The following is a 21,072-nucleotide window of genomic DNA, read 5'->3' on the forward strand; positions in this document are numbered from 1 at the left end:
TTTCCGTCGATCAACGAAAGAGCATCGGCATGAATTTCCTTCTCGACACCGGCATCAACCGCCGCAACTTCTCACTGGGGCTGATGCTGGCGATGACGGCTGCCTGCAACACCGACGCGCAAAGCCGCGCACCCGTGCGCGACGCCAGCTGGCGCACCTGGCGCGACCTCTACGTCAATCCCGAAGGCCGTATCGTCGATACCGGCAACAACGGCATCAGCCATAGCGAAGGCCAGAGCTACGGCCTGCTTTTCGCCTACAAGGCAGGCGATACCGAGGCATTCGAACGGATCGCCGGCTGGACGCAGAGCCACCTCTCGCGCACCGACATGGCGCTCCATGCCTGGCGCTACGATCCCGCCTCGCCCAACCCGGTGGCCGACCAGAACAACGCCACCGATGGCGATCTCGTCATCGCCTGGGCCCTCGGCATGGCCGGGCAGCGCTGGAACCGGGGCGACTACACCGCCCGAGCCGCGCAGATCCGCTCCTCGATCCGCAGCCACTGCGTGGTCGAACGCCACGGCCGCCGCCTGCTGCTGCCCGGTGTCCAGGGCTTCGTGAAGGGCGAGGAAGTCACGCTGAACCTGTCCTATTTCGCCTGGCCCGCGATGGACGCCTTTACCAAGCTCGACGGCCAGCAGGTCTGGGGTCCGATCATCAGCGATTGCGAGGCCATCACTCGCCTTTCCCGCTTCGGAACCCACCATCTGCCCAGTGACTGGGTGGTCATCAGCGCGCCCAACCAGGTCGCCCCGGCCCGGGACAAGCCCCCCCGCTTCGGCTACGACGCCATCCGCGTGCCCCTCTATGCCGCGCTCAGCGGCCGGCAGTCGCTGGTTCCGGACATTGCCGGCTACTGGCGCTCCTGCCTTGCCGCCAACAAGCCGATCCCGGCCTGGGTGGACGTGGTCACCGGCGAGGAGGCAAACTACGCCCTTTCGGCAGGCGGCGCCGCTGTCGTGGGCAAACTGCTTGGCAGCGCCCAGCCTTCGCAGCTGACGAACGACTATTACGCCGCCTCGCTCCAGATGCTCGCGCGGTACCAGTAGGGCGTTTCGCGCCAATAGGACGTCCGGATCGGCTGGACATCTCGGACACCCCCGGAAACGGGGGTGTTTGACGTATAGGTGAGCCGAAAACGCACCAGAATCTTCGTATTTGGTCGCAAATTGTCGCACTTGCGAAAAGCCCGCTTGCGGGCGGCAACAATAGGCTGAATAGCTGCGCCGACACGACTTTTGACGGTGCGCGACTTGAAAATCACGTCTTCTTCCCCTGTGGCGGCTTCGCTGCCGCGCCTTTCCCTGCGTCTCTCTGCGAGCCGGGTGGCATTTGCCATGCTTTCCGCCGCGCTGCTCGCGGCCTGTTCCGGGGGGGAGAAGAAGGATGACAAGCGCGCAGCCCCGCAAGTGGGCTTCGTCGTCGTGGAGCCATCCTCGGTCGCCCTGGCCGTCACGCTGAGCGGCCGTACCGTCGCTTTCGAAACCAGCGAAGTCCGCCCGCAGGTCACCGGCGTCGTCGTCAAGCGCCTCTTCACCGAAGGGTCGATGGTCCGGGCCGGGCAACCGCTCTATCAGATCGACCCCAGCCTCTACCGCGCCGCCGTCAACCAGGCCGAGGCCGACCTGACCAGCGCCCGCGCCACCGCCGAAGCGGCATCCGCCAAGGCCCAGCGCTACAAGCCGCTGGCCGACATGGAAGCCGTCGCCCGCCAGGACTATATCGACGCGCTGGCCACCGCGCGTTCGGCCAAGGCCTCGATCGCCCAGAACGCGGCCACGCTGGATACGGCCAAGATCAACTTGCGCTTCACCACCGTGCCCGCGCCGATCAGCGGCCGCATCGGCCGCTCGCTCTCGACCGTCGGCGCGCTTGCCAGCGCCAGCCAGACCGACCCCCTGGCCGTCATCCAGCGCATGGACCCGATCTACGTCGACATGCAGCAGTCCGCCTCGGACCTCACCGCACTGCGGCGGAAGCTGGCGGCCGGCGGCGTCAATCCCGGCAGCACGCAAGTCCACCTCAAGTTCGACGACGGATCGCAATATGCCCTGCCAGGCACCGTCCAGTTCTCGGAAGTAACCGTCGATCCCGACACCGGCACCGTCACCCTGCGCGCCAGCTTCCCCAATCCGGACGGCCTGCTGCTGCCCGGCATGTTCGTTTCCTCGGTGTTCGATCAGGCCACCGATCCCAACGCATTCCTCATCCCCCAGAATTCGGTCCAGCGCGATTTCGACGGTTCGGCCTATGTCATGGTCGTCGGCGCCGACAACAAGGCCGCGCGCCGCAAGGTCACCGCCGATCGCACGCAGGGCGTGAACGCCGTGGTCACAGCCGGCCTGAAGAAGGGCGACAAGGTCATCGTTCAGGGCCTCAATGGCCTCAAGCAGGGCGCGGATATCACCCCGGTCGCGGCGTCGAGCGCGCAGACCATCTCCCCGCCTTCCGGCAAGCCCGGTGAAGGCAAATCCGGCGGGGCGAATGCCGGCGGCCGGCCCGCCGCCAAGGGGAACTGAGCCACCCCATGTCGCGCATCTTCATCGACCGACCGATCTTTGCCTGGGTTCTGGCCATCATCGTCATGCTGGCGGGCCTCGGCGCGCTGGCCTACCTGCCGAACGAGCAATACCCTGACATCGCGCCGACCCAGGTGAACATCCGCGCCACCTACAATGGCGCCTCGGCCGAAACGATCGAGAACAGCGTCACCCAGGTGATCGAGCAGCAGCTCACCGGCATCGACGGCCTGCTCTATTTCAGCTCTCAGTCGTCCAACCGCGGGCAGGCCTCGATCAGCGCCGTGTTCACCAAGGGCACGGACCCGGACATCGCGCAGGTCCAGGTCCAGAACAAGGTCCAGTCCGCGCTCTCCCGCCTGCCGCAGGCGGTGCAGAACCAGGGCGTCACGGTCACCAAGTCCAACCCCGACCAGCTCCTCCTCGTGGCCGTCTATGACGAGACCGACACCCGCTCCAACCAGGACGTGTCGGACTATCTGGCCTCGAACATCCAGGACCCGCTTTCGCGTATTTCCGGAGTGGGCGACGTCAACGTCTTCGGCGCGCCTCACGCGATGCGCATCTGGCTCGATCCGACGCGCCTTGCCGCTGTCGCGCTGATGCCCAGCGACGTCACTTCGGCTATCACCGCCCAGAATACCGAAGTTGCCGCCGGCGAGATCGGCGGCCTGCCCTCGCCCAAGGACCAGGCGATCGACGCGATCGTCACGGCCGGCTCGCGCCTCCAGACGGCCGAGCAGTTCCGCAACATCGTGCTCAAGACCAACAGCGACGGTTCCGTCGTCACCATTGCCGATGTCGCCCGCGTGGAGATCGGCGCCGAGAACTACAGCTCGATCAGCCGCATCAACGGCCACCCCGGCGCCGGTATCTCGATCTCGCTCTCGCCGGGCGCCGACGCGCTGGCCACGGCCGAGCTGGTGAAGACGGAAATGACCGAGCTGGCCAAGGGCATGCCCGACGGCCTCGCCTATACGTACGGCAACGATTCCACCGCTTTCATCAAGCTCTCCGTCGCGGAAGTGGAAAAGGCGCTGTTCGAGGCGATCGTGCTGGTCGTCATCGTCATGTTCGTGTTCCTGCAAAGCTGGCGCGCCACGCTGATCCCGGCGATCGCGGTGCCGGTCGTGCTGCTGGGCACGTTCGCGGTGTTCTACGTGGCTGGGTTCTCGATCAACACGCTGACCCTGTTCGGCCTCGTCCTCGCCATCGGCCTGCTGGTGGACGACGCGATCGTGGTAGTGGAGAACGTCGAGCGGCTGCTTGAGGAAAACCCGGGCATGTCCGCGCGCGAGGCCACGATCAAGTCGATGGAGGAAATCCAGACGGCGCTCGTGGCGATCGCGCTGGTGCTCTCGGCGGTGTTCCTGCCGATGGCCTTCTTCGGCGGTTCGACGGGCGTGATCTACCGCCAGTTCTCGCTGACCATCGTGGTCGCCATGGTCCTGTCCGTGCTGGTCGCGCTGATCCTCAGCCCGGCGCTGACGGCCACCCTGCTCAAGCCCAAGGATATCGAGGGCGAGGAAGTGCCCAGCTGGATCCAGCGCCGGATGCCCTGGGTCGTGAGGCCCTGGGAGCGCTTCCACACCTGGTTCAACCGCAGCTTCGAGAACCTGACCGAGGCCTATGCCCACCGCGTCGGCCGCGTCGTCGAGCACAAGTGGCGCTGGCTGCTGCTCTTCGCCATTGCCTGCGTCGCCACGTATGGCCTGTTCCAGCGCCTGCCCACCGGCTTCCTGCCGAACGAGGACCAGGGCACGATCATCGTGCAGTGGCGCCTGCCGGCCGGATCCCCGCGCACCCGCACCGAAGACGTGCAGCGCCAGGTCGAGCAATATTTCACCAAATACGAAAAGGCGAACATCGCCAGCATGTTCACGCTTTCGGGCGGCGGCCAGGGCGCGGCAGGCCAGAACACCGGCCAGGCCTTCGTCACGCTGGTGGACTGGGAGCAACGCCCGGGCAGCAAGAACACCGCCGATGCCATCGTCCAGCGGGCCAATGGCGCGTTCCGCGGCATTCGCGATGCGCAAGTGTTCACACTGGTTCCGGGCGCGATCCGGGGTCTCGGCTCGTCTTCGGGCTTCACGATGGAACTGCAGAACCGCAACGGCATGGCCCGCGCCGATTTCCAGAAGGCGCGTGACGAACTGCTGGCCAAGGCCGGCGCCGACGACCGCCTCACCAACGTGCGCCTGAGCGACCTTCCCGACGTGTCGACCCTGAAGGTCAATTCCAACACGCGCGCGCTGACGACTTACGGCGTGACGGCGGCGAATGCCAATTCCACGCTGCAAACGGCCTGGGGCGGCACTTACGTCAACGATTTCATCGACAAGGGCCGCGTCAAGCGTGTCTACGTCCAGGGTGACGCCCAGTTCCGGTCGCGGCCGGAGGATCTCGCCAACTGGTTCGTGCGCGGCACGAGCGGCCAGATGGTGCCCTTCTCGGCCTTCTCGACGATCAGCTGGTCCACGGCGCCCAGCACGTCCTCGCGCTTCAATGGCCTTCAGGCCTACGAATTCTCAGGCAGCCCCGGGGACGGCGTCAGCTCCGGCACGGCCATGGACGTGATGGAGGAACTGGCCAGCCAGATCCCCGGCACCGCCGTCGCCTGGGCCGGCTCGTCCTATCAGGAGCGGCTTTCCTCGGGCCAGGCGCCGCTGCTCTATGCGCTCTCGCTCCTGGTCGTGTTCCTCTGCCTCGCCGCGCTCTACGAAAGCTGGTCGATCCCGATCGCGGTGATCCTGGTCATTCCGCTGGGTCTGCTCGGCGCCATCCTCGCCGTCACCTTGCGCGGGCTGGAAAACGACGTTTACCTGCAGATCGGCCTGCTTACGACGATGGGTCTGGCCGCCAAGAACGCGATCCTCATGATCGAGTTCGCCGAACAGGCCGAGCGACAGGGCAAGCGCGTGATCGACGCTGCCCTCGAAGCCGCCCGCATCCGCCTGCGGCCGATCCTGATGACCAGCTTCGCCTTCATCTTCGGCGTGGTTCCTCTGGCCATCGCCAGCGGTGCCGGCGCCAACAGCCGCATCGCCATCGGCACCGCCGTGGTCGGCGGCATGCTGACCGCAACCCTGCTGGCGATCTTCTTCATCCCGCTCTTCTTCGTGCTCGTTCGCCGCGGCGTACGCGATGGCATCGCCTCGGTCCGCCGCCGCATGCAGGAGCGCCGCGCGCGCAAGGGAGGCGCCGCATGATCCGCTCTCGTTTCACGGGCCTTTCCGCGCTCACCCTCATGCTCGGCGCCTGCTCGATGGCACCGAAATATGTCGCGCCGGCCCCGCCCGTCCCAGTCTCCTGGCCGGTCGGAGACGCCTATCTCGCGCAGAGCGAGGCGGCGCTGCCGCTGGTGTCCTACACCGAGATCTTCCGCGACCGCCGCCTGCAGTCGCTGGTAGAACAGGCGCTCACCAACAACCGTGACTTGCGGGTCGCCGCAGCCAACCTGGCCGCCGCCCGCGCGCAAGTCAGGGTGGTCCGCGCGAACCAGTTCCCGGCCGTGGGTGTCAACGGATCGGTCACGCGAACCGAAGCGGGCAGCGGCAGCACGACGAACGGATCAGGCACCAACGGGACGGGAGACCGCACCTCCTATTCCGTGCAGGGCGGTATTTCGAGCTTCGAACTCGACTTCTTCGGCAAATATGCCAGCGCCACCCAGGCCCAGCGCGATACCGCCGTCTCCACCGAGGCGGCAGCGCGCACGGTGCGCCTCGGCCTCGTCGCAGACCTCGCGCAGGCATGGGCCAATTACGCCGCCGACAACGACCTGCTCCGCATTGCCCAGGCCACGGCCGCCAATGCCGAGCGTAGCGTTACGCTCACCAGCGCCCGCCTCAAGGGCGGCGTCGCCCCGCGCACCGATCTGCGGCAGGCCGAACAAGTGCTGGAAACCGCGCGCGGCGATGTCGCGTCGCAGAGAACGGCACTGGCGCAGGATGTGAACGCGATCCGCCTTCTGGTCGGCGCCGATTTCGACCAGAGCCTGCTTCCCGCCAGCGTCGACGAAGTGAACCAGTCGCTCGCCGTTCTGCCAGCGGGCACCAGTTCGCAAGTCCTGCTTCGCCGCCCCGATGTGGTGGAAGCCGAATATTCGCTGCGCGCGGCCAATGCCGATATCGGCACGGCGCGGGCTGAGCTGTTCCCCTCGATCTCGCTGACCGGCCTGCTCGGCTTCGCCAGCAATGCGCTGTCCGCCCTGTTCGACAAGGGCGCCTTCACGGCAAGCCTGGGCGCCGACGCCAGCTGGTCGATCTTCAACGCCGGCGGCCGAGTGGCCAATGTCGACGTCGCCAAGGCCCAGCGCGACGCCGCGCTGGCAACTTACGAAAAGGCCATCCAGACCGCCTTCCGCGAAGTGGCCGACGCTTTGGCGGACCAGGGCACGCTGAACGAACGGATGCGCGCTGCCTCCCGTTTCACCGAGGCCGCCTCCGATACCGCCAGGCTGACCGAGGCCAGCTACCGGCAGGGCATCACCAGTTCGCTTGAAAACCTGGACGCGCAGCGCAGCCTCTACAGCGCCAGGCAGCAGGAAATTGCAGTACGTCTTGCCGCGGCGAGCAATCGCATCACGCTTTACCGCGTGCTCGGCGGCGATCAGGCCACGCCTGCATCGGGCCAGTGAGGCAGAATTCAGGCAAGTTCGCGGCTGAAGCCTACCGCGGCTGAAGCCTGGCCAGTCCTTTAGCGGGACTGCGCCTCTTCGGCGGCCGCGCGCTCACGCGTGTCGCGGATGGCCAGCTCCATCAGCCGGGCGTTGATCTCGAGCAGGCTCTCGTCCCGCCGCCCGGGCAGCGTGCCCAGGATGCGCCGCAGCCTGCGGTCGGTCGCCAGCGTGATCGAACGCTCGATCCCGGTCATCAGCGTCGTGGCCATGAGCACGGCGGTATCGCCCAGGATACCGCGGTGGTCCATCTGCGCCACGAACAGACCGATCAACGGCCGGGTGGAGTTGACGCGCTGATGCATGATGCGAACGTCGAACTGGTCCGCCATGGCATTGCGCAAGTGGAGCAGTCCGGTGTGGCGGGCCCAGAACTGGTGGTACGATCGCACGAAGGACATGGCGCGCGAGGACAAGTCGTCGTCAGGCCAATAGTCGCGGACTTGCGCGAAATATTCCTCCTGAGCGGTGCCCATGACCGGCTCGAGGATCGCCAGCAGCAATTCCGTGAAATCGGTGAAGTAGTTGTAGAGCGAGGTCATCCCCAGCCCCGCTGCACGCGCAACCGCGCCCAGCGTGACGGGTTCGTCGGTCTTCTCGACCAGTTCGATCGCAGCCGCGAGAATGCGCTCGCGCGTGATCCGACCTTTCTTGCCCAGCCGCTGTCCGTGAAGGTTGTGGCTGATCCCCGCACTGGCGTCCGTGACGGCCGCGGCCAGCAAGGGCGGCAAAGCGGAAAGTCCGATCGCCGTCTCGTCCTTGCCAGCCCCGTCCCTGCCAGTCTCTTCGGACGCTATCTTCTGATTCCCGGCAGCTTCAGGCCCGGCATCCTGCGACGTGGATTCCACCGGGCCGGGCCGTTCGCCGTCAGGCTGCCTGGACCTGGCCGACCGGCCAGGCGAGGATCTTGACGTCGGTGAACTCTTCAATGCCTTCAACGCCCCATTCGCGGCCCATGCCGCTCGCCTTGTATCCGCCGAACGGAATGTCGCCGGCAATGCACATGCCGTTGTTGACGCTCATCGAACCCGTGCGCACGCGCTTGGCGATATTGATGGCCCGGTTCAGGTCACCCGAGCTGACACCGCCCGATAGGCCATAGGAACTCTGGTTGGCAATCCGCACGGCGTCCTCGTCGTCCTCGTAAGGAATGACGACAAGCACCGGGCCGAAAATCTCTTCCTGGGCGATCCGCATGTCATTGGTAACGTCCACGAAGCAGGTAGGCTCCACGAAATAACCGCCTCCCTTGTCGGGACGGATACTGCCGCCCGCCAGCAGGGTCGCGCCTTCTTCCTGGCCAAGGTCGATGTAGCTCTTCACGCGCTCCATCTGGCGCCTGGAGATCACCGGCCCCATGATATGCGCCGGATTGGCGATATCGCCCCAGTTGTCGCCGAAGTTGCCATAGGCGCCCTTGAGGATGGCCTTGGCTTCGTCATAGCGGCTCCTGGGCACCAGCAGGCGTGACTGCACGGCGCAGCCCTGCCCGGCGTGGAACACCAGCATCGCCATGCCCACTTCCATCGCGAAGTTCGGCGCGTCGTCGAGCACGATCTTGGCCGACTTGCCGCCGAGTTCGAGGAACACGCGCTTCAGCGTGGGCGCGCCCTGCTCCATGATGCGCTTGCCGACGCCGGTGGAGCCGGTGAAGGAGATCAGGTCCACGCGCGGATCGGTGACCAGCATTTCGCCCGCCAGCGCCGGGTCCGCGCCGAAGACGACATTGATCACGCCATCCGGGAAACCGGCTTCCCTGGCCAGTTCGCCAAAGATCGCGCCCATGCCCGGGGTATCCGGCGCGGGCTTCAGGATCACGGTGCAGCCGGCCAGCAGCGCGGCGACCATCTTGCCGATGTTCACATAGAGCGGCACGTTCCAAGGCGTGATCGCACCGACCACACCCACCGCCTCGCGTACGCCGACGCGCTTGTGGATCATGCCGAAGGCCGGCTTCTCGCCGTAGTCCTTTTCCCACTCCAGCTGGTCGAAGACGCGCATGTAATCGTCCCAACCGTCAAGCGCCATGTCGACATGGGCGCGGTTCACCGCGCCTTGCGCCGCGCCGGCCTCGTACATCGCCAGTTCGCCCAGACGCGGGCGGGCGGCTTCGAAGAGATCGCGGTATTTCTTGACCAGCGCCACGCGCTTTTCGACATTGGTGGCCCAGTCGGTTTCGTCGAAGGCGCGGCGGGCCGCGGCAATCGCGGCGTTCACGTCATCGGCAGTGGCATCCGCGGCCTTGCCCACCGGCTCGCCCGTCCAGGGACTGATCACATCGAACGTGGCGCCGTTGCTGGCGCCGCGCAGTTGGCCGTCGATATAGAGCTTGGCTTCGGGAAGAGTGGTCATGTTCGGGTCCTTGGCGGAAACGGGTTCTTGCACGAGATCGGGAGCGTTCATGGGCGGCGCGCCCCGACTGAGACGTGCAGCACGCGCACGTCTGGCGGCAGGTCGAGCACTGAGCGGAACACGCCGGTGACATTTTCGGTCTGCGAGATCGGCCGCGTGCGCAGGTCGATGCCCTTTGCGGCGCAACCGCCGTGGAAGCGCATGGCCGCGTCCTGATCCCAGCCCGGCGCGGTCTTGCCGGGCTCGTACATCGGCCCCGCGCGCACGGTGGTCACGCGGATGCCCGCGGGCTCCAGTTCCTCCACCAGGGCCTCCGTAAACCGCTCGAGGCCTGCCTTGGTGGCCTGATAGAGCGAGAGCATCACGAAAGGCACGGCGATGGATTCGCTGCCCACGTTGATGATCTGAGCCCCCGTCTCCATCATCGGAATGGCCGCACGGCAGCAGTAGATCGGTCCGTTGAGATTGGTGGCGATGATGTCGTTGATCTGCGCATCGGTAGCCTCGGCCACCGTGAACGGCTCGTAGATTGCGGCATTGTTGATCAGCACGTCGATCTTCGGGTGCTTTTCAGCGATCGCCGCGAAGGCCTTGCGCACGGATTCGGCAGAGGCGACATCGCATTCCACGGCCATGGCCGCGCCGCCGATTTCGCTCGCGAGTTCCTGCACCTTGGACAGCGTGCGCCCCAGCAGGATCACGGTTTCCCCCTCACCGGCGAAGCGCCTTGCCAGCGCGCGTCCGAGGCCGGCCCCGGCGCCAGTGATCACGATCGTCTTACCCACGCATCCTCCCGCTTTTACGGCTATCGAGTGCCGGTGCTTGCCGACACGATTTCGCACACACTAGCCTCTCCGCAAGCCGCCGCCTATCGCGGCGACGATGGTTCGACGGGAGCGTCCCCGCGATACCTTGGCCGCGAAGAAACGCGCCGATACCGCCCCCTCACCGCCCGGATCGGCGGGCTTCAAACCGGCATCGCTTCCCGGTCTTGAGGAGCCTTCCCACACCCGGCGCGCCCGCCGGGCGCCGCTCTTCGAAACAGCAGTGGTCAGGAGGGCCGGGACATGTCCACGATCAGCCGGGACAACGTCTGTCTGGCGATCTTCCAGCCTTCGGCCGTCCGCACGCAGGTCTCGTGATAGTGCCCGTAGCCGGTGAGCGCGAAACTGTCCTTGATGACACGATCCTGCATGGCCCAGATCACTTCGACCTTGCCGTCGTCCAGCTTCATTTCCGGCGAATGGATCTGATGCGCGGTCTTTGCGTCCGCCAGCGACTGGCGGACCATGGAGACGAACCTGTCCCGCCCCTTTTCCAATGTGCCGCCGGCCGGGCGCGTGTCGATCTCGCAATCCTCGGTAAAGAGCGCGGCCCAGCCCTCCCAGTCCTTGGTGTCGAGCAGGCGGCAGTAACGGGCCTTGAGATTGCAGATATCCAGCCAGTCCCCGAAATCGAGTGCCTGTGTCATGCGCTTCTCCCCTCTGGCGTCAGCTTGGCCCTGCTATCCAGGCCCGGTCAGCCTGGACTCACTTCCGCTTCCAATCGTTCGGCGGCCAGCTTGCGCAAGTCCGCGGTCTTGATCTTGGCGCTGCCCGTGGTCTTGAGGTCGCTCTCGGCCACGAAGAGCACGCGGCGCGGCACTTTGTAGCTCGCCAGCTTTTCCTTCGCGAAATCGCGGATCGCACCGGCATCCGGGCGCGACCCATCGACTGCGACGACGCAGGAAACCACCAGTTCCCCCAGAAGATCGTCCGGCACGCCGACGGTCTGCACCATCTTCACTTCGGGATGGGCGCGGATCACTTCGTCGATCTCGATCGGAGAGACGTTGGCACCGCCGGTCTTGATGATGTCGTTCAGGCGGCCTTCCCAGAACAGACGGCCCTGCTCGTCGATGTAGCCGCCGTCCGCGGTGCGCAGGAAGCCTTCACCGTCCAGCGACTCGTCCAGCGGCACGCCGAGATAACCGAGCATCAGCGTCGGGCCCTTGACGGCGATCTCGCCGCGCTTGCCCAAGGGCATCGTCGCGCCGGTCATCGGATCGACGATCTTGATCGTGGAGCCGGCGGTCGGCACGCCGTGCGACTTGCCGGCGATCTCTTCCGCCGTGCCGGAGGCGAAGACCGAAATCAGCGTGAACGTCTCAGTATTGCCGAAGGCCTGCGCCGGTTCGCGCCAGTCGGTATCGATGGTTGGATGCTGCGCGCAGGGCGTCAGCGCGTCGATATAGTGCATCGCCGAAAGATCGACGCTCTCATAATTTGAAGCCGCCATGAGCTGGGCCCACTGGTGCGGCCAGGCGAGCATCATCGATGCCTTCTCGGCCTCCATCAGCGCCAGCGCTTCTTCGGCATCGAACCAGCGCTGGAGAACCAGCGACCCGCCGCAACCCAGCGTGCCGCCCAGCGCCATCGAGAAATTGCCAGACCAGAAGAAGCCGTTGGCCGACCAGGTGCGCGGTGGCACTTTGACGTCATACCACTGCGGCCAGCGCCAGAGTTGCAGGCAAACACCGCGATGCGCCGACAGAATGCCCTTGGCCTTGCCGGTCGAGCCGGAGGAGAAGAACAGCACGCCGGGATCGCTGGGCTGCACCGAGGCTGCGGCGGCATCGACGAGCGCCGGATCGACACTGTTGCCGCGCGCGAGGAACGTGCTCCAGCCTTCGATCGCGCCGAGGCCTTCGTCGCTGTCGATCACCGCGAGATGGCGCAGGAACGGGAACTTGGTGGAAGCGACTTCGCCCGGCCGGGCCGTGCCGATCTGCGGCTCCAGATCGACAAGGGTCTGCGCGAAATCCTTCTTGAGGACGCGGCGTTCGAGCAGCAGCACCGAGCAGCCGCCCATCTGCAAGACGGTTTCGAGTTCCGCCGGCGTGAAGAAGGTGCTCACCGTCATGGCGACGCCGCCCGCCAGCGCGGTGCCGAAGACGCCGGAGAGGAATTCGAGCCGGTTGGTCGCCAGCACGCCGACACGCGTGCCCTTGCCGACGCCGCAGGCCGTGAGCGCGCGGGCAACTTCCATCGAGCGGGCCCAAAGCTCGTCATAAGTCCAGCGCTCGATCTTGTCGCCAAGGTGGATCACCGCCGCTTCTGACGGGCCATAACGACGCGATACCTCGCGGACGAAGCCGCCTAGCGTGAGCGGGCCGATGCCCTGCTCTTCCGCCAGCGGAATGCCGTTTGCGATGGACAAGCCTGCGGTTACCTCGACCATGCGTTCCTCATCGTCCTTGCGCGCCTGCGGCCCGCTTGTCGCATCAAAGTACAGGCGCGGCGGGCGGCTCCCTCAAGCCGCCTGCCGCGCCGGCTGCATCAGGCGTTCACGTCAACGATGTAACGGCCAGTGACCTCACCGGACATGAACTTGCGCGCAGCCTCGATCGCCTCGCCCAGGCCGATGGTCTGGCCGATGGTTTCCAGCGCTGCCGGGTCGAGATCCTTGGCGAGGCGGTCCCAGGCCTTCAGGCGCTTGGCCTTGGGGGCCATGACACTGTCGATGCCGAGCAGCGAAACGCCGCGCAGGATGAAGGGCATGACGGTCGAAGGCAGGTCGAAGCCCTGCGCCAGGCCGCAAGCCGCCACCGCACCGCCGTAGCGGGTTTGGGCGATGGCATTGGCCAGCGTGTGGCTGCCGGCGGTGTCGACGACACCGGCCCAGCGCTCCTTCTGGAGCGGCTTGCCCTTCTCGGACAGTTCGGCGCGGTCGATGATCGTCTCTGCGCCCAGCGACTTTAGATAGTCCGCCTCGCCCGGCTTGCCGGTGAGCGCGGCGACCGAGTAGCCCAGCTTCTTGAGGATCGCGATGGCGACCGAGCCGACGCCGCCAGTGGCACCGGTGACGAGAATTTCGCCCTGATCGGGGGTCACACCCCAATCCACCAGCGCATCGACGCAGAGCGCGGCGGTATAGCCGGCCGTGCCGATCGCCATGGCCTGCTTCGGCGTGAAGGCGGAGGGCAGCGGCACCAGCCACTCGCCCTTGAGCCTGGCTTTCTGCGACAGACCGCCCCAGTGGCCCTCACCCACGCCCCAGCCGTTGAGCACGACGGTATCGCCGGCCTTCCAGTCGCCATGGCTGCTTTCGGTAACAGTGCCGACGAGGTCGATGCCGGGCACCATCGGGAACTTGCGCACGACCGGCGAAGTGCCGGTAACGGCCAGGCCGTCCTTGAAATTGAGCGTCGAGAACGCGACGTCGATGGCGACATCACCTTCGGGCAGCGCGCTTTCGTCAAGCTGCTGGAGAGCGACCGTCTGGCCCTCATCGGTCTTGTCGATCACGATAGCGGAAAACATGGCATACTCCCTCAGGGGCCCTTTCCGGCCCGACGATGCAGTCCCTAGCTGAAAGGGAATATGCGCCGCTGCGTCAATGCCGGCGCGCCACGGCATCGCCTAGGCGAAGCGGCATCATGGGCAGGGTATCCCGCTGGGGCCTGGCAGCCCACGTTACGCGCCGACTTATCTCCTTCGCCTGCCCCCTCACCTCGTCATTGCGAGCGCAGCGAAGCAATCCAGAGTCGCGTAAACCGCCCTGGATTGCTTCGCTGCGCTCGCAATGACGAGGAGAAGAAAAGACGGACCGCATGAGAGCGACGCAGCCTCAGCCGCCCGGTGAAACGCCGTGAGCTGCCAGCAGGTCCGCCACCTTGGGGAACGCCTTGGCCCGCATCGTACCGTACATCGAAAGCCGCAGAATCTCGCGCGAATAGCGGCGCGACAGTTCCCGGCGTTCGCCCTCGTCCGCGGCATGCGCGCGGGCGAGGATCGGCCAGAAGAACACCCCGGCCAGGTTCATCACCGAATAGACTTCGAAATCGATGCCCGGTTCCGCCAGATCGGTGCCCGCAAAGCGGCCAAGCGAGCCGCAATACTCCCGCCAGAACGGATCCTGCGCCGGGTTGGGCGAGGCCAGCACTTGCTGGAGCCAGACGCGGCAGATGTCCGGATTTTCCATCGCGAAATCGCATAGCCGCTCGGTCAGCGCGACCACGTCGACATCCTCGACCCGGCGCTCTCCGACAGTTTCGGGATCGCCGAAAACGGCGTGGAACAGCTTGTCAGAGACCCACTGCATGGTCGCCTCGATCAGCTTCTCGCGCGTTTCGAAATGCTGGTAGGCGGTGCCTCGATTGACGGCGGCGAGATGGGCGACGGCGGAGAGGCTGACGCCTTCCGGCCCGTCCTTGGCCAGCAGGTTGGCAGCGGCATCGAGGATCACCGCGCGCGTCGCGACCGGGTCGCGCGTCCTGCGCCTGATTTTCGCCTCCATGCTCGCCCCTCTCATTATCAAAGGGCGAGCATAGCGGCAGGCTTACTAATCGACAATGTTGATCAGCTTGACCTCAGAGGAAGGCTTTCACCTTTTCGAGCACCAGTTCCGCGTGCTCCTTCCGGCAGATCAGCAAGTCCGGCATATAGACGTCTTCCCGATTGTAGACCAGCGGGCTGCCGTCGATGCGCGAGACGTGGAGGCCCCAGCCTTGTGCGACGGCGGCAGGCGCGCAGCTGTCCCATTCGTACTGGCCGCCGGAATGGAGGTAGATATCCGCCTCTCCGCGCAGGATCGCCATGGCCTTGGCGCCTGCCGATCCCATCGGAACGAGTTCGGCACCGATGGCTTCGGCCACGCCGGTTGCTTCCTTGGCGGGACGCGTGCGGCTGACGACCATGCGCAGCCGCTCAGGTGCGGGCGGCACTTCGCCCGGTTGGTCGGAGCGCAGGACCACACCCGCACCGGGGAGCGCGACCGCCCCCAGCACCGGCTCGCCGTCCACCGCCATCCCGACATGGACAGCCCAGTCGGCCCGCTCCTCACCATATTCGCGGGTGCCGTCGACAGGATCGACAATCCATACCCGCTCCTTGGCCAGACGCTCGGCATTGTCCTTCTCCTCTTCGGAGAGCAGCCCGTCCTCGGGCCGCTGCTCGCGAAGGGCGTGGCAGAGAAACTGGTTGGCGGTCTGGTCCCCCGCCTTACCCAGCGACTTGCCCGAGAACAGGCCGGAGGCCCGCACGTCGAGCAGGATCTTCCCCGCCACTTCGGCCAGATGGGCCGCGAGATCACCGTCATTGAGGCTCATCAGGCGTCTCCCAGCAGCGTGTCGACGATCAGGTTCGCAGCGTCTTCCGGCGAGATCAGCGTGGTATCCACGCGGATTTCCGGGTTGCGCGGCGCTTCGTACGGGCTGTCGATACCCGTGAAGTTCTTCAGCTCGCCCGCACGCGCCTTCTTGTAGAGGCCCTTGACGTCGCGCGCCTCGGCCACCTTCAGCGGCGTGTCGATGAACACCTCGAAGAACTCGCCCTCAGGCAGCATCGAACGCACCATCTCGCGATCCGCCTGGAAGGGCGAGATGAAGGCGGTGATCACGATCAGGCCCGCGTCGGTCATCAACTTCGAGACTTCGCCCACGCGGCGGATGTTCTCGATACGGTCAGCCTCGGTGAAGCCCAGGTCCTTGTTGAGCCCATGACGCACGTTGTCGCCATCGAGCAGGAAGGTATGCCGGTTCATCCGGTGCAGCTTCTTCTCGACGAGGTTGGCGATGGTCGACTTGCCCGAGCCCGACAGGCCCGTGAACCACAGCACCGCCGGGCGCTGGTTCTTGAGGCCGGCGTGCTGCTTGCGGTCGATGTCCACGGCCTGCCAGTGCACGTTCTGCGAACGGCGCAGCGAGAAGTGGATCATGCCCGCCGCCACCGTGGCATTGGTCATCTTGTCGATCAGGATGAAGCCGCCCAGCGTGCGGTTGTCGGCATAGGCCTCGAACACGATCTGCTTGTCGGTGGTCAGTTCCGCCACGCCGATCGAATTCAGCTCCAGCGTCTTGGCCGCCAGCTTCTCCATCGTGTTGACGTTGACTTCGTACTTCGGCTCCTGAACCGTCGCCGAAACCATCTGCGTGCCGACCTTCAGCCAGTAGGCACGGCCGGGCACCATGGCCTCATCGGCCATCCACACGAACGTCGCCTCGAACTGGTCGGCAGTCTGCGGCGGATTGTCCGCGACCGAGATCACCGAGCCGCGCGAACAGTCGATCTCGTCGGCGAAGCAGACGGTGACCGACTGGCCGGCAACCGCTTCTTCCAGATCGCCGTCATAGGTGACGACGCGGGTGATCGTGCTGGTCTTGCCCGAGGGCAGGACGCGGATCTTGTCGCCCGGCTTCACCGAACCGGTGGCGATCAGGCCCGAGAAACCACGGAAATCGAGGTTCGGCCGGTTCACCCACTGCACCGGCAAGCGCAGCGGCTTGTCGGCGTCGACCGAGGAGAGAACCTCGACCGTTTCCAGGTGCTCGACCAGCGTGATGCCCGCGTATTGCGGCGCCTTGTACCACGGGGTCTTGTCCGAGAGCGTGGTGATGTTGTCGCCCTTGAAGCCCGAGATCGGCAGAGCGGTGAAGCTCTCGATGCCGATGTCCCGCGCGAACTCACCATATTCCTCGACGATCTTGTCGAAGACTTCCTGGCTGTAGTCCACCAGGTCCATCTTGTTGACGGCCAGGACGATGTTCTTGATGCCGATGAGGTGGCACAAGTACGAGTGGCGGCGCGTCTGCACCAGCACGCCCTTGCGCGCATCGATCAGGATCACCGCAAGGTCGGCAGTGGAAGCGCCGGTGACCATGTTGCGCGTGTACTGTTCGTGGCCCGGGCAGTCTGCGACGATGAACTTGCGCTTCTCGGTGTTGAAGAAGCGATAGGCCACGTCGATGGTGATGCCCTGCTCGCGCTCGGCGGCAAGACCGTCGACCAGCAGCGCGAAGTCGATTTCCTGGCCCTGCGTGCCGACCTTCTTGGAATCCGACTGGAGCGCGTCCAGCTGGTCCTCGAAGATCATCTTCGAATCGTAGAGCAGGCGCCCGATCAGGGTGGACTTGCCGTCATCGACGCTGCCGCAAGTGATGAAGCGCAGCATCGTCTTGTGCTCGTGCTGGACGAGATAGGCGTCGATGTCGTCTGCGATCAGCTGGTCGGTGACGTAGACCGCTTCCTTGGTTTCGATATCGGCCATCAGAAGTACCCCTGCTGCTTCTTGACTTCCATGCCGGCACCGCCGGCGTCCTTGTCGATGGCGCGGCCCTGCCGCTCCGATGTGGTGGTGAGGAGCGTTTCCTGGATCACTTCGGGAAGCGTCTTCGCCTCGCTCTCCACCGCGCCGGTCAGCGGGTAGCAGCCGAGCGTGCGGAAGCGGATCGAGCGTTCGACGGGAACCTCGCCCGGCTGGAGCGGGAAGCGTTCGTCGTCCACCATCAGCAGCATGCCGTCACGCTCCACGGTGGGGCGCTTTTCGGCGAAGTAGAGCGGCACGATCGGGATGTCGTTCAGGTGGATGTACTGCCAGATATCCAGCTCGGTCCAGTTGGAGATCGGGAAGACGCGGATCGATTCACCGCGCGCCTTGCGGGCATTGTAGAGGTTCCACAGTTCCGGGCGCTGGTTCTTCGGGTCCCAGCCGTGCGAGGATGTGCGGAACGAGAAGATGCGCTCCTTGGCGCGGCTCTTCTCCTCATCGCGGCGGGCGCCGCCGAAGGCCGCGTCGAAACCGTACTTGTCCAGCGCCTGCTTCAGGCCTTCGGTCTTCCACATGTCGGTGTGGAGCGCGCCGTGGTCGAAGGGATTGATGCCCTTCTCGATGGCTTCGGGGTTTTGATAGACCAGCAGTTCCATGCCGCTCTCACGCGCCATCTTGTCGCGCAGATCGTACATCGCCTTGAACTTCCAGGTCGTGTCGACATGGAGCAGCGGGAACGGCGGCGGCGAAGGATAGAAGGCCTTGCGAGCAAGGTGCAGCATCACGGCGCTGTCCTTGCCGACCGAATAGAGCATCACCGGCTTTTCAGCCTCGGCGACGACTTCGCGGATGATATGGATGCTCTCGGCTTCGAGGCGCTCCAGGTGCGTGAGTGTCTTCATCAGGTTTCCTCTGCCGGGGCGCGTGCCCGTTGGCTGTTTCCTCTGGTGCTGTCCCAAACCGAATCGCAGGGATGACATTTACGCGAACCTCCCATATGGGAGGGCATGGCTCTTACCAGCAACGACGAGACCGATCTCCTGATCCCGCTCTTTCAGGGAAATGCCGAAAATCCGCGCTTTTCGACATTTCTGGAAAGATTGCGTCGTCGCACCCAAGCCGATTACGTCAGCCTGATCCTTCGCATGGGCGATGGGCCGCATGCCGTAATCGTGGAAAGCTACGCCGGAATCGACCTCAGAAAACGCGCCCGCGAGTCGGAAACGCAAGGCCCGTTCGACCTCGACCGTTATCTCTACGATGGGCTGCGACCGGGCCGGGTCTATTCGATCGGGGAGATGATCGATCACGACCCCGTGGCGCGCGCGGATCGCAACCGGCGCATGGCGAAACTCGGCATCGGGGATGAGCGGGTAGTACGGATCGCGGGGTGCGAGCATTACAGCGCATGGCTGATGATGGCCCGCACGCGCGAGTGCACGGCCTCCGACAGCGCCTTGCTCTCCAGCCTGGCACCCTATGTCGCCATCGCGGTCGAAAACCTCGTTTCGATGGACCGCGAGCGCATGGCTGCGCGGATCAATGCCATGGGGCTGGAGCGCACGGGCAAAGGCTGGATGCTGCTCGACGCCGAGGCGCGCGTGGTGGCGGCCGATCCGGCGCTATCGCAGTTCTGGCAGGAGCACTGCGGCGCCGCTCTGCGCCCCGGCGAGCGCGTGCTGGGGCTCGATCTCAATGCAGAGCGCAAGCTGGCTAGTGTCGCGGCGGAAATGGCGCAGGATCGCTCGTTGTCCGCACGGCCGCTGTTGCTGCGGGAGAAGCCGCATGTCGAGGCACTGTTGATGCCGGCCGAAAATGCGGCGGAACAGGCCCTTGCCGCGCCGGCCCTGCTCGCACTTTGCACCCTGCCCCGCGCACTTTCCGGTGATGGCGCGAACCGATTGGCCGAAGTGTTCGACTTGCCCCGGCGCGAGGCGGAACTGGCGATGGCGCTGGCGGACGGCCACTCCATCGCCGAAGCAGCTGCGCGTATGGGCCTGACTTTGGAAACCGCGCGGAACTACTCCAAGCGACTCTATGCCAAGCTGGGCGTGCGGGGGCAGGCGGAACTGGTGCGGCTGGTTTACGAGAGCAGCGCGGTGATGGGGTAGTGCCGCAATATCATTCACGCGCTGACTACACCTAGGGCGACTACCACCTGAATAGTCCGTCACAAGCTATCGCAACCACCCTCCGTGGTAGATTGTCTGGTCGGAGGTGATGGGCCGATGCCCCATACCCAAACCATCAATCGCTGAGCTTGGCCTCCATCGCCGCAATCTCGGACCGCAGCCACATCGTCTCGGACAGGTTCTTGCCGCCGGACGCCGCCAGCAGCGCCTCGTGCGCCGCCTTGCGCACGGTGAGCACCGCCGCATTGTCCGGCTCGGCACTGAGCGCAATATCGGTCAGATGCACGGCCTCCAGCGGAGCCCCCGCATCCAGCTTGGCCTGTGCACGTTCGGCCAGTTTCGCCGCGCCGCCCGCCAGTTCGACAAGATCGGCATCCACGCTGGAACGCGGCACGCCATAGAGCGCGGTGGTACCATCCTCGTAGTGAAGCCAGCCCGAATACTCGCGCCAGATCGACTTGACCGCCCAGGACGCCTTGCCGTGGAATTCGCCGATTTCCAGCCCCTTGGGCCAGGCGAATTCGCGCATCAGCGTGTGAACGTCCTTGCCCGCTTTCATGCCATCGAGCGTATAGTCGCGCACGAAGCTGACGGCCGCATGCATCTTGTCGAGATCGGCGCGAATGCGCTCCGCACCGCGAATGGCCTCGCCATGGCCGGTGACGATGATCTCGGCGCCGAGATCGCGGATCGTCTCCAGCGACTTCAGGTAGTTCCGCACCAGACGCGGCTTGTCACCGCGCAAGGTGTTGAGGAACGGCATCGACAGCCAGACCGGGCCGAAGACATTGCCGGTGAAGGCGATCTTCTCCTTGGGCATCCATACCGTCAGCGAGTCGACCGTCTCGCCCTCAGGCGTGGAGATCAGCTCGAAAGTACGGCCGCCCAGTTCGATGGTCAGCTTGCGGTCGACCAGAATGTCGGGAACCACGTTCGGCGCAGGCTTCGGCGTCCCGCCGCGCTTCAGGGTCGATCCCCAGAGCTTGCCGCTCCTCGGCCCGAAGAAGGACTGGAGGCCCATCATGTCGCCCAGCGCCTCGTTGAAGCCCGGCCCGCCGACGACTTGCGTGCCGTCCTCCAGGAATTCCGGCACGCCGCCGTAGTGATCGGCATGGCTTTGAGTAAGGATGATAAAGGCCAGCGGCCCGGTGCGCGGCGGCGTCAGCAGGCGCTTGGTGCGCTCCGCATTGTCCATGAAGCCGGTGTTGACCATGACGTCGCCCTCGGCCGTCGTCACCAGATAGGCGTTCGAGATGTCGTTCGCCTGAAACACGAAATCGGTGATCGCGATGGCTTCCGCCTGTTCGTCGCCCGAACGGACGAGACCGGCCAGCTTCGGTCCGGCGTCTTTCACTTCGCTCAT

Annotated in this window: 17 protein-coding genes; 5 read left to right on the plus strand and 12 right to left on the minus strand. The window is 65.4% G+C overall.

The window, feature by feature from the left end; translation table 11 throughout:
* The first annotated feature begins 29 nt into the window (after positions 1-29).
* A complete protein-coding gene (locus AB4Z00_RS16375; RefSeq protein WP_132263161.1) occupies positions 30-1,052 on the plus strand; it encodes a glycosyl hydrolase family 8 in 1,023 nt (340 codons plus the stop codon).
* Here AB4Z00_RS16375 and AB4Z00_RS16380 read toward each other — a convergent pair.
* Positions 1,013-1,342, minus strand: coding sequence for a hypothetical protein (locus AB4Z00_RS16380; RefSeq protein WP_442046600.1), 330 nt, complete (start codon positions 1,340-1,342; stop codon positions 1,013-1,015). The genes AB4Z00_RS16375 and AB4Z00_RS16380 overlap by 40 nt on opposite strands.
* On the opposite strand from AB4Z00_RS16380, the gene AB4Z00_RS16385 reads away from it, so the two are divergent.
* From AB4Z00_RS16385 to AB4Z00_RS16395, 3 genes are read left to right on the plus strand one after another with little or no spacing between them, the layout of a single operon-like run.
* Complete coding sequence (locus AB4Z00_RS16385) at positions 1,341-2,522, plus strand: efflux RND transporter periplasmic adaptor subunit (RefSeq protein WP_442046601.1); 1,182 nt, start codon at positions 1,341-1,343, stop codon at positions 2,520-2,522. The two genes, AB4Z00_RS16380 and AB4Z00_RS16385, sit on opposite strands and share 2 nt — an antisense overlap.
* Positions 2,523-2,530: 8 nt before the next feature.
* Complete coding sequence (locus tag AB4Z00_RS16390; RefSeq protein WP_132263162.1) at positions 2,531-5,731, plus strand: efflux RND transporter permease subunit; 3,201 nt, start codon at positions 2,531-2,533, stop codon at positions 5,729-5,731.
* Positions 5,728-7,161 (plus strand): efflux transporter outer membrane subunit, encoded by a 1,434-nt coding sequence (locus AB4Z00_RS16395; protein ID WP_442046602.1) that lies wholly within the window; start codon positions 5,728-5,730, stop codon positions 7,159-7,161. The genes AB4Z00_RS16390 and AB4Z00_RS16395 overlap by 4 nt, the downstream gene beginning before the upstream one ends.
* Before the next feature lie 59 nt (positions 7,162-7,220).
* Here the strand turns inward: AB4Z00_RS16395 and AB4Z00_RS16400 are convergent, their stop codons facing one another.
* The 10 genes from AB4Z00_RS16400 to cysD form a co-directional block, all read right to left on the minus strand.
* A complete protein-coding gene (locus AB4Z00_RS16400; RefSeq protein WP_442046603.1) occupies positions 7,221-8,048 on the minus strand; it encodes a TetR/AcrR family transcriptional regulator in 828 nt (275 codons plus the stop codon).
* Positions 8,049-8,067: 19 nt separating this feature from the next.
* Entirely contained in the window at positions 8,068-9,552 is a 1,485-nt protein-coding gene (locus tag AB4Z00_RS16405; RefSeq protein WP_442046604.1) for an aldehyde dehydrogenase family protein, read from the minus strand.
* 47 nt (positions 9,553-9,599) lie between these two features.
* Positions 9,600-10,337, minus strand: coding sequence for an SDR family oxidoreductase (locus tag AB4Z00_RS16410; RefSeq protein WP_314465627.1), 738 nt, complete (start codon positions 10,335-10,337; stop codon positions 9,600-9,602).
* Positions 10,338-10,603: 266 nt separating this feature from the next.
* A complete protein-coding gene (locus tag AB4Z00_RS16415; RefSeq protein WP_442046605.1) occupies positions 10,604-11,023 on the minus strand; it encodes a nuclear transport factor 2 family protein in 420 nt (139 codons plus the stop codon).
* A gap of 47 nt (positions 11,024-11,070) precedes the next feature.
* Positions 11,071-12,771, minus strand: a complete 1,701-nt coding sequence (locus AB4Z00_RS16420) for a class I adenylate-forming enzyme family protein (protein ID WP_442046606.1) — start codon at positions 12,769-12,771, stop codon at positions 11,071-11,073.
* 98 nt (positions 12,772-12,869) lie between these two features.
* Positions 12,870-13,853 (minus strand): acrylyl-CoA reductase (NADPH), encoded by a 984-nt coding sequence (acuI, locus tag AB4Z00_RS16425; RefSeq protein WP_442046607.1) that lies wholly within the window; start codon positions 13,851-13,853, stop codon positions 12,870-12,872.
* 307 nt (positions 13,854-14,160) lie between these two features.
* Positions 14,161-14,829, minus strand: coding sequence for a TetR/AcrR family transcriptional regulator (locus tag AB4Z00_RS16430; RefSeq protein ID WP_132263176.1), 669 nt, complete (start codon positions 14,827-14,829; stop codon positions 14,161-14,163).
* A gap of 73 nt (positions 14,830-14,902) precedes the next feature.
* Positions 14,903-15,640: a 3'(2'),5'-bisphosphate nucleotidase CysQ gene (locus AB4Z00_RS16435; RefSeq protein ID WP_442046608.1), complete on the minus strand. Its 738-nt coding sequence runs from the start codon at positions 15,638-15,640 to the stop codon at positions 14,903-14,905.
* Positions 15,640-17,577 carry a sulfate adenylyltransferase subunit CysN gene (gene cysN / locus AB4Z00_RS16440; RefSeq protein WP_442046609.1) on the minus strand — a complete coding sequence of 646 codons (1,938 nt, stop codon included), beginning with the start codon at positions 17,575-17,577 and terminating at the stop codon, positions 15,640-15,642. Before cysN ends, AB4Z00_RS16435 begins: the two co-directional genes overlap by 1 nt.
* Positions 17,577-18,479 carry a sulfate adenylyltransferase subunit CysD gene (gene cysD / locus AB4Z00_RS16445; protein ID WP_132263182.1) on the minus strand — a complete coding sequence of 301 codons (903 nt, stop codon included), beginning with the start codon at positions 18,477-18,479 and terminating at the stop codon, positions 17,577-17,579. The genes cysN and cysD overlap by 1 nt, the downstream gene beginning before the upstream one ends.
* Before the next feature lie 105 nt (positions 18,480-18,584).
* Between cysD and AB4Z00_RS16450 the strand changes: the two genes are divergently transcribed.
* Positions 18,585-19,688 (plus strand): helix-turn-helix transcriptional regulator, encoded by a 1,104-nt coding sequence (locus AB4Z00_RS16450; protein WP_442046610.1) that lies wholly within the window; start codon positions 18,585-18,587, stop codon positions 19,686-19,688.
* 136 nt (positions 19,689-19,824) lie between these two features.
* Here AB4Z00_RS16450 and AB4Z00_RS16455 read toward each other — a convergent pair whose 3' ends face one another.
* Positions 19,825-21,072 (minus strand): MBL fold metallo-hydrolase, encoded by a 1,248-nt coding sequence (locus AB4Z00_RS16455; RefSeq protein ID WP_442046611.1) that lies wholly within the window; start codon positions 21,070-21,072, stop codon positions 19,825-19,827.

The organism is Novosphingobium sp. YAF33 (assembly GCF_052113265.1).
In the GTDB taxonomy this organism is placed as follows: Bacteria; Pseudomonadota; Alphaproteobacteria; order Sphingomonadales; family Sphingomonadaceae; genus Novosphingobium.

Bases quoted from the DNA above. Each gene is read 5' to 3' on its own strand.
- AB4Z00_RS16435 (WP_442046608.1), bottom strand. From the start codon at position 15,640: ATGAGCCTCAATGACGGTGATCTCGCGGCCCATCTGGCCGAAGTGGCG.
- AB4Z00_RS16390 (WP_132263162.1), top strand. From the start codon at position 2,531: ATGTCGCGCATCTTCATCGACCGACCGATCTTTGCCTGGGTTCTGGCC.
- AB4Z00_RS16375 (WP_132263161.1), top strand. From the start codon at position 30: ATGAATTTCCTTCTCGACACCGGCATCAACCGCCGCAACTTCTCACTG.
- AB4Z00_RS16420 (WP_442046606.1), bottom strand. From the start codon at position 12,771: ATGGTCGAGGTAACCGCAGGCTTGTCCATCGCAAACGGCATTCCGCTG.
- acuI (WP_442046607.1), bottom strand. From the start codon at position 13,853: ATGTTTTCCGCTATCGTGATCGACAAGACCGATGAGGGCCAGACGGTC.
- AB4Z00_RS16385 (WP_442046601.1), top strand. From the start codon at position 1,341: ATGCTTTCCGCCGCGCTGCTCGCGGCCTGTTCCGGGGGGGAGAAGAAG.
- cysN (WP_442046609.1), bottom strand. From the start codon at position 17,577: ATGGCCGATATCGAAACCAAGGAAGCGGTCTACGTCACCGACCAGCTG.
- AB4Z00_RS16380 (WP_442046600.1), bottom strand. From the start codon at position 1,342: ATGGCAAATGCCACCCGGCTCGCAGAGAGACGCAGGGAAAGGCGCGGC.
- AB4Z00_RS16415 (WP_442046605.1), bottom strand. From the start codon at position 11,023: ATGACACAGGCACTCGATTTCGGGGACTGGCTGGATATCTGCAATCTC.
- AB4Z00_RS16405 (WP_442046604.1), bottom strand. From the start codon at position 9,552: ATGACCACTCTTCCCGAAGCCAAGCTCTATATCGACGGCCAACTGCGC.
- AB4Z00_RS16455 (WP_442046611.1), bottom strand. From the start codon at position 21,072: ATGAGCGAAGTGAAAGACGCCGGACCGAAGCTGGCCGGTCTCGTCCGT.
- AB4Z00_RS16450 (WP_442046610.1), top strand. From the start codon at position 18,585: ATGGCTCTTACCAGCAACGACGAGACCGATCTCCTGATCCCGCTCTTT.
- AB4Z00_RS16395 (WP_442046602.1), top strand. From the start codon at position 5,728: ATGATCCGCTCTCGTTTCACGGGCCTTTCCGCGCTCACCCTCATGCTC.
- cysD (WP_132263182.1), bottom strand. From the start codon at position 18,479: ATGAAGACACTCACGCACCTGGAGCGCCTCGAAGCCGAGAGCATCCAT.
- AB4Z00_RS16430 (WP_132263176.1), bottom strand. From the start codon at position 14,829: ATGGAGGCGAAAATCAGGCGCAGGACGCGCGACCCGGTCGCGACGCGC.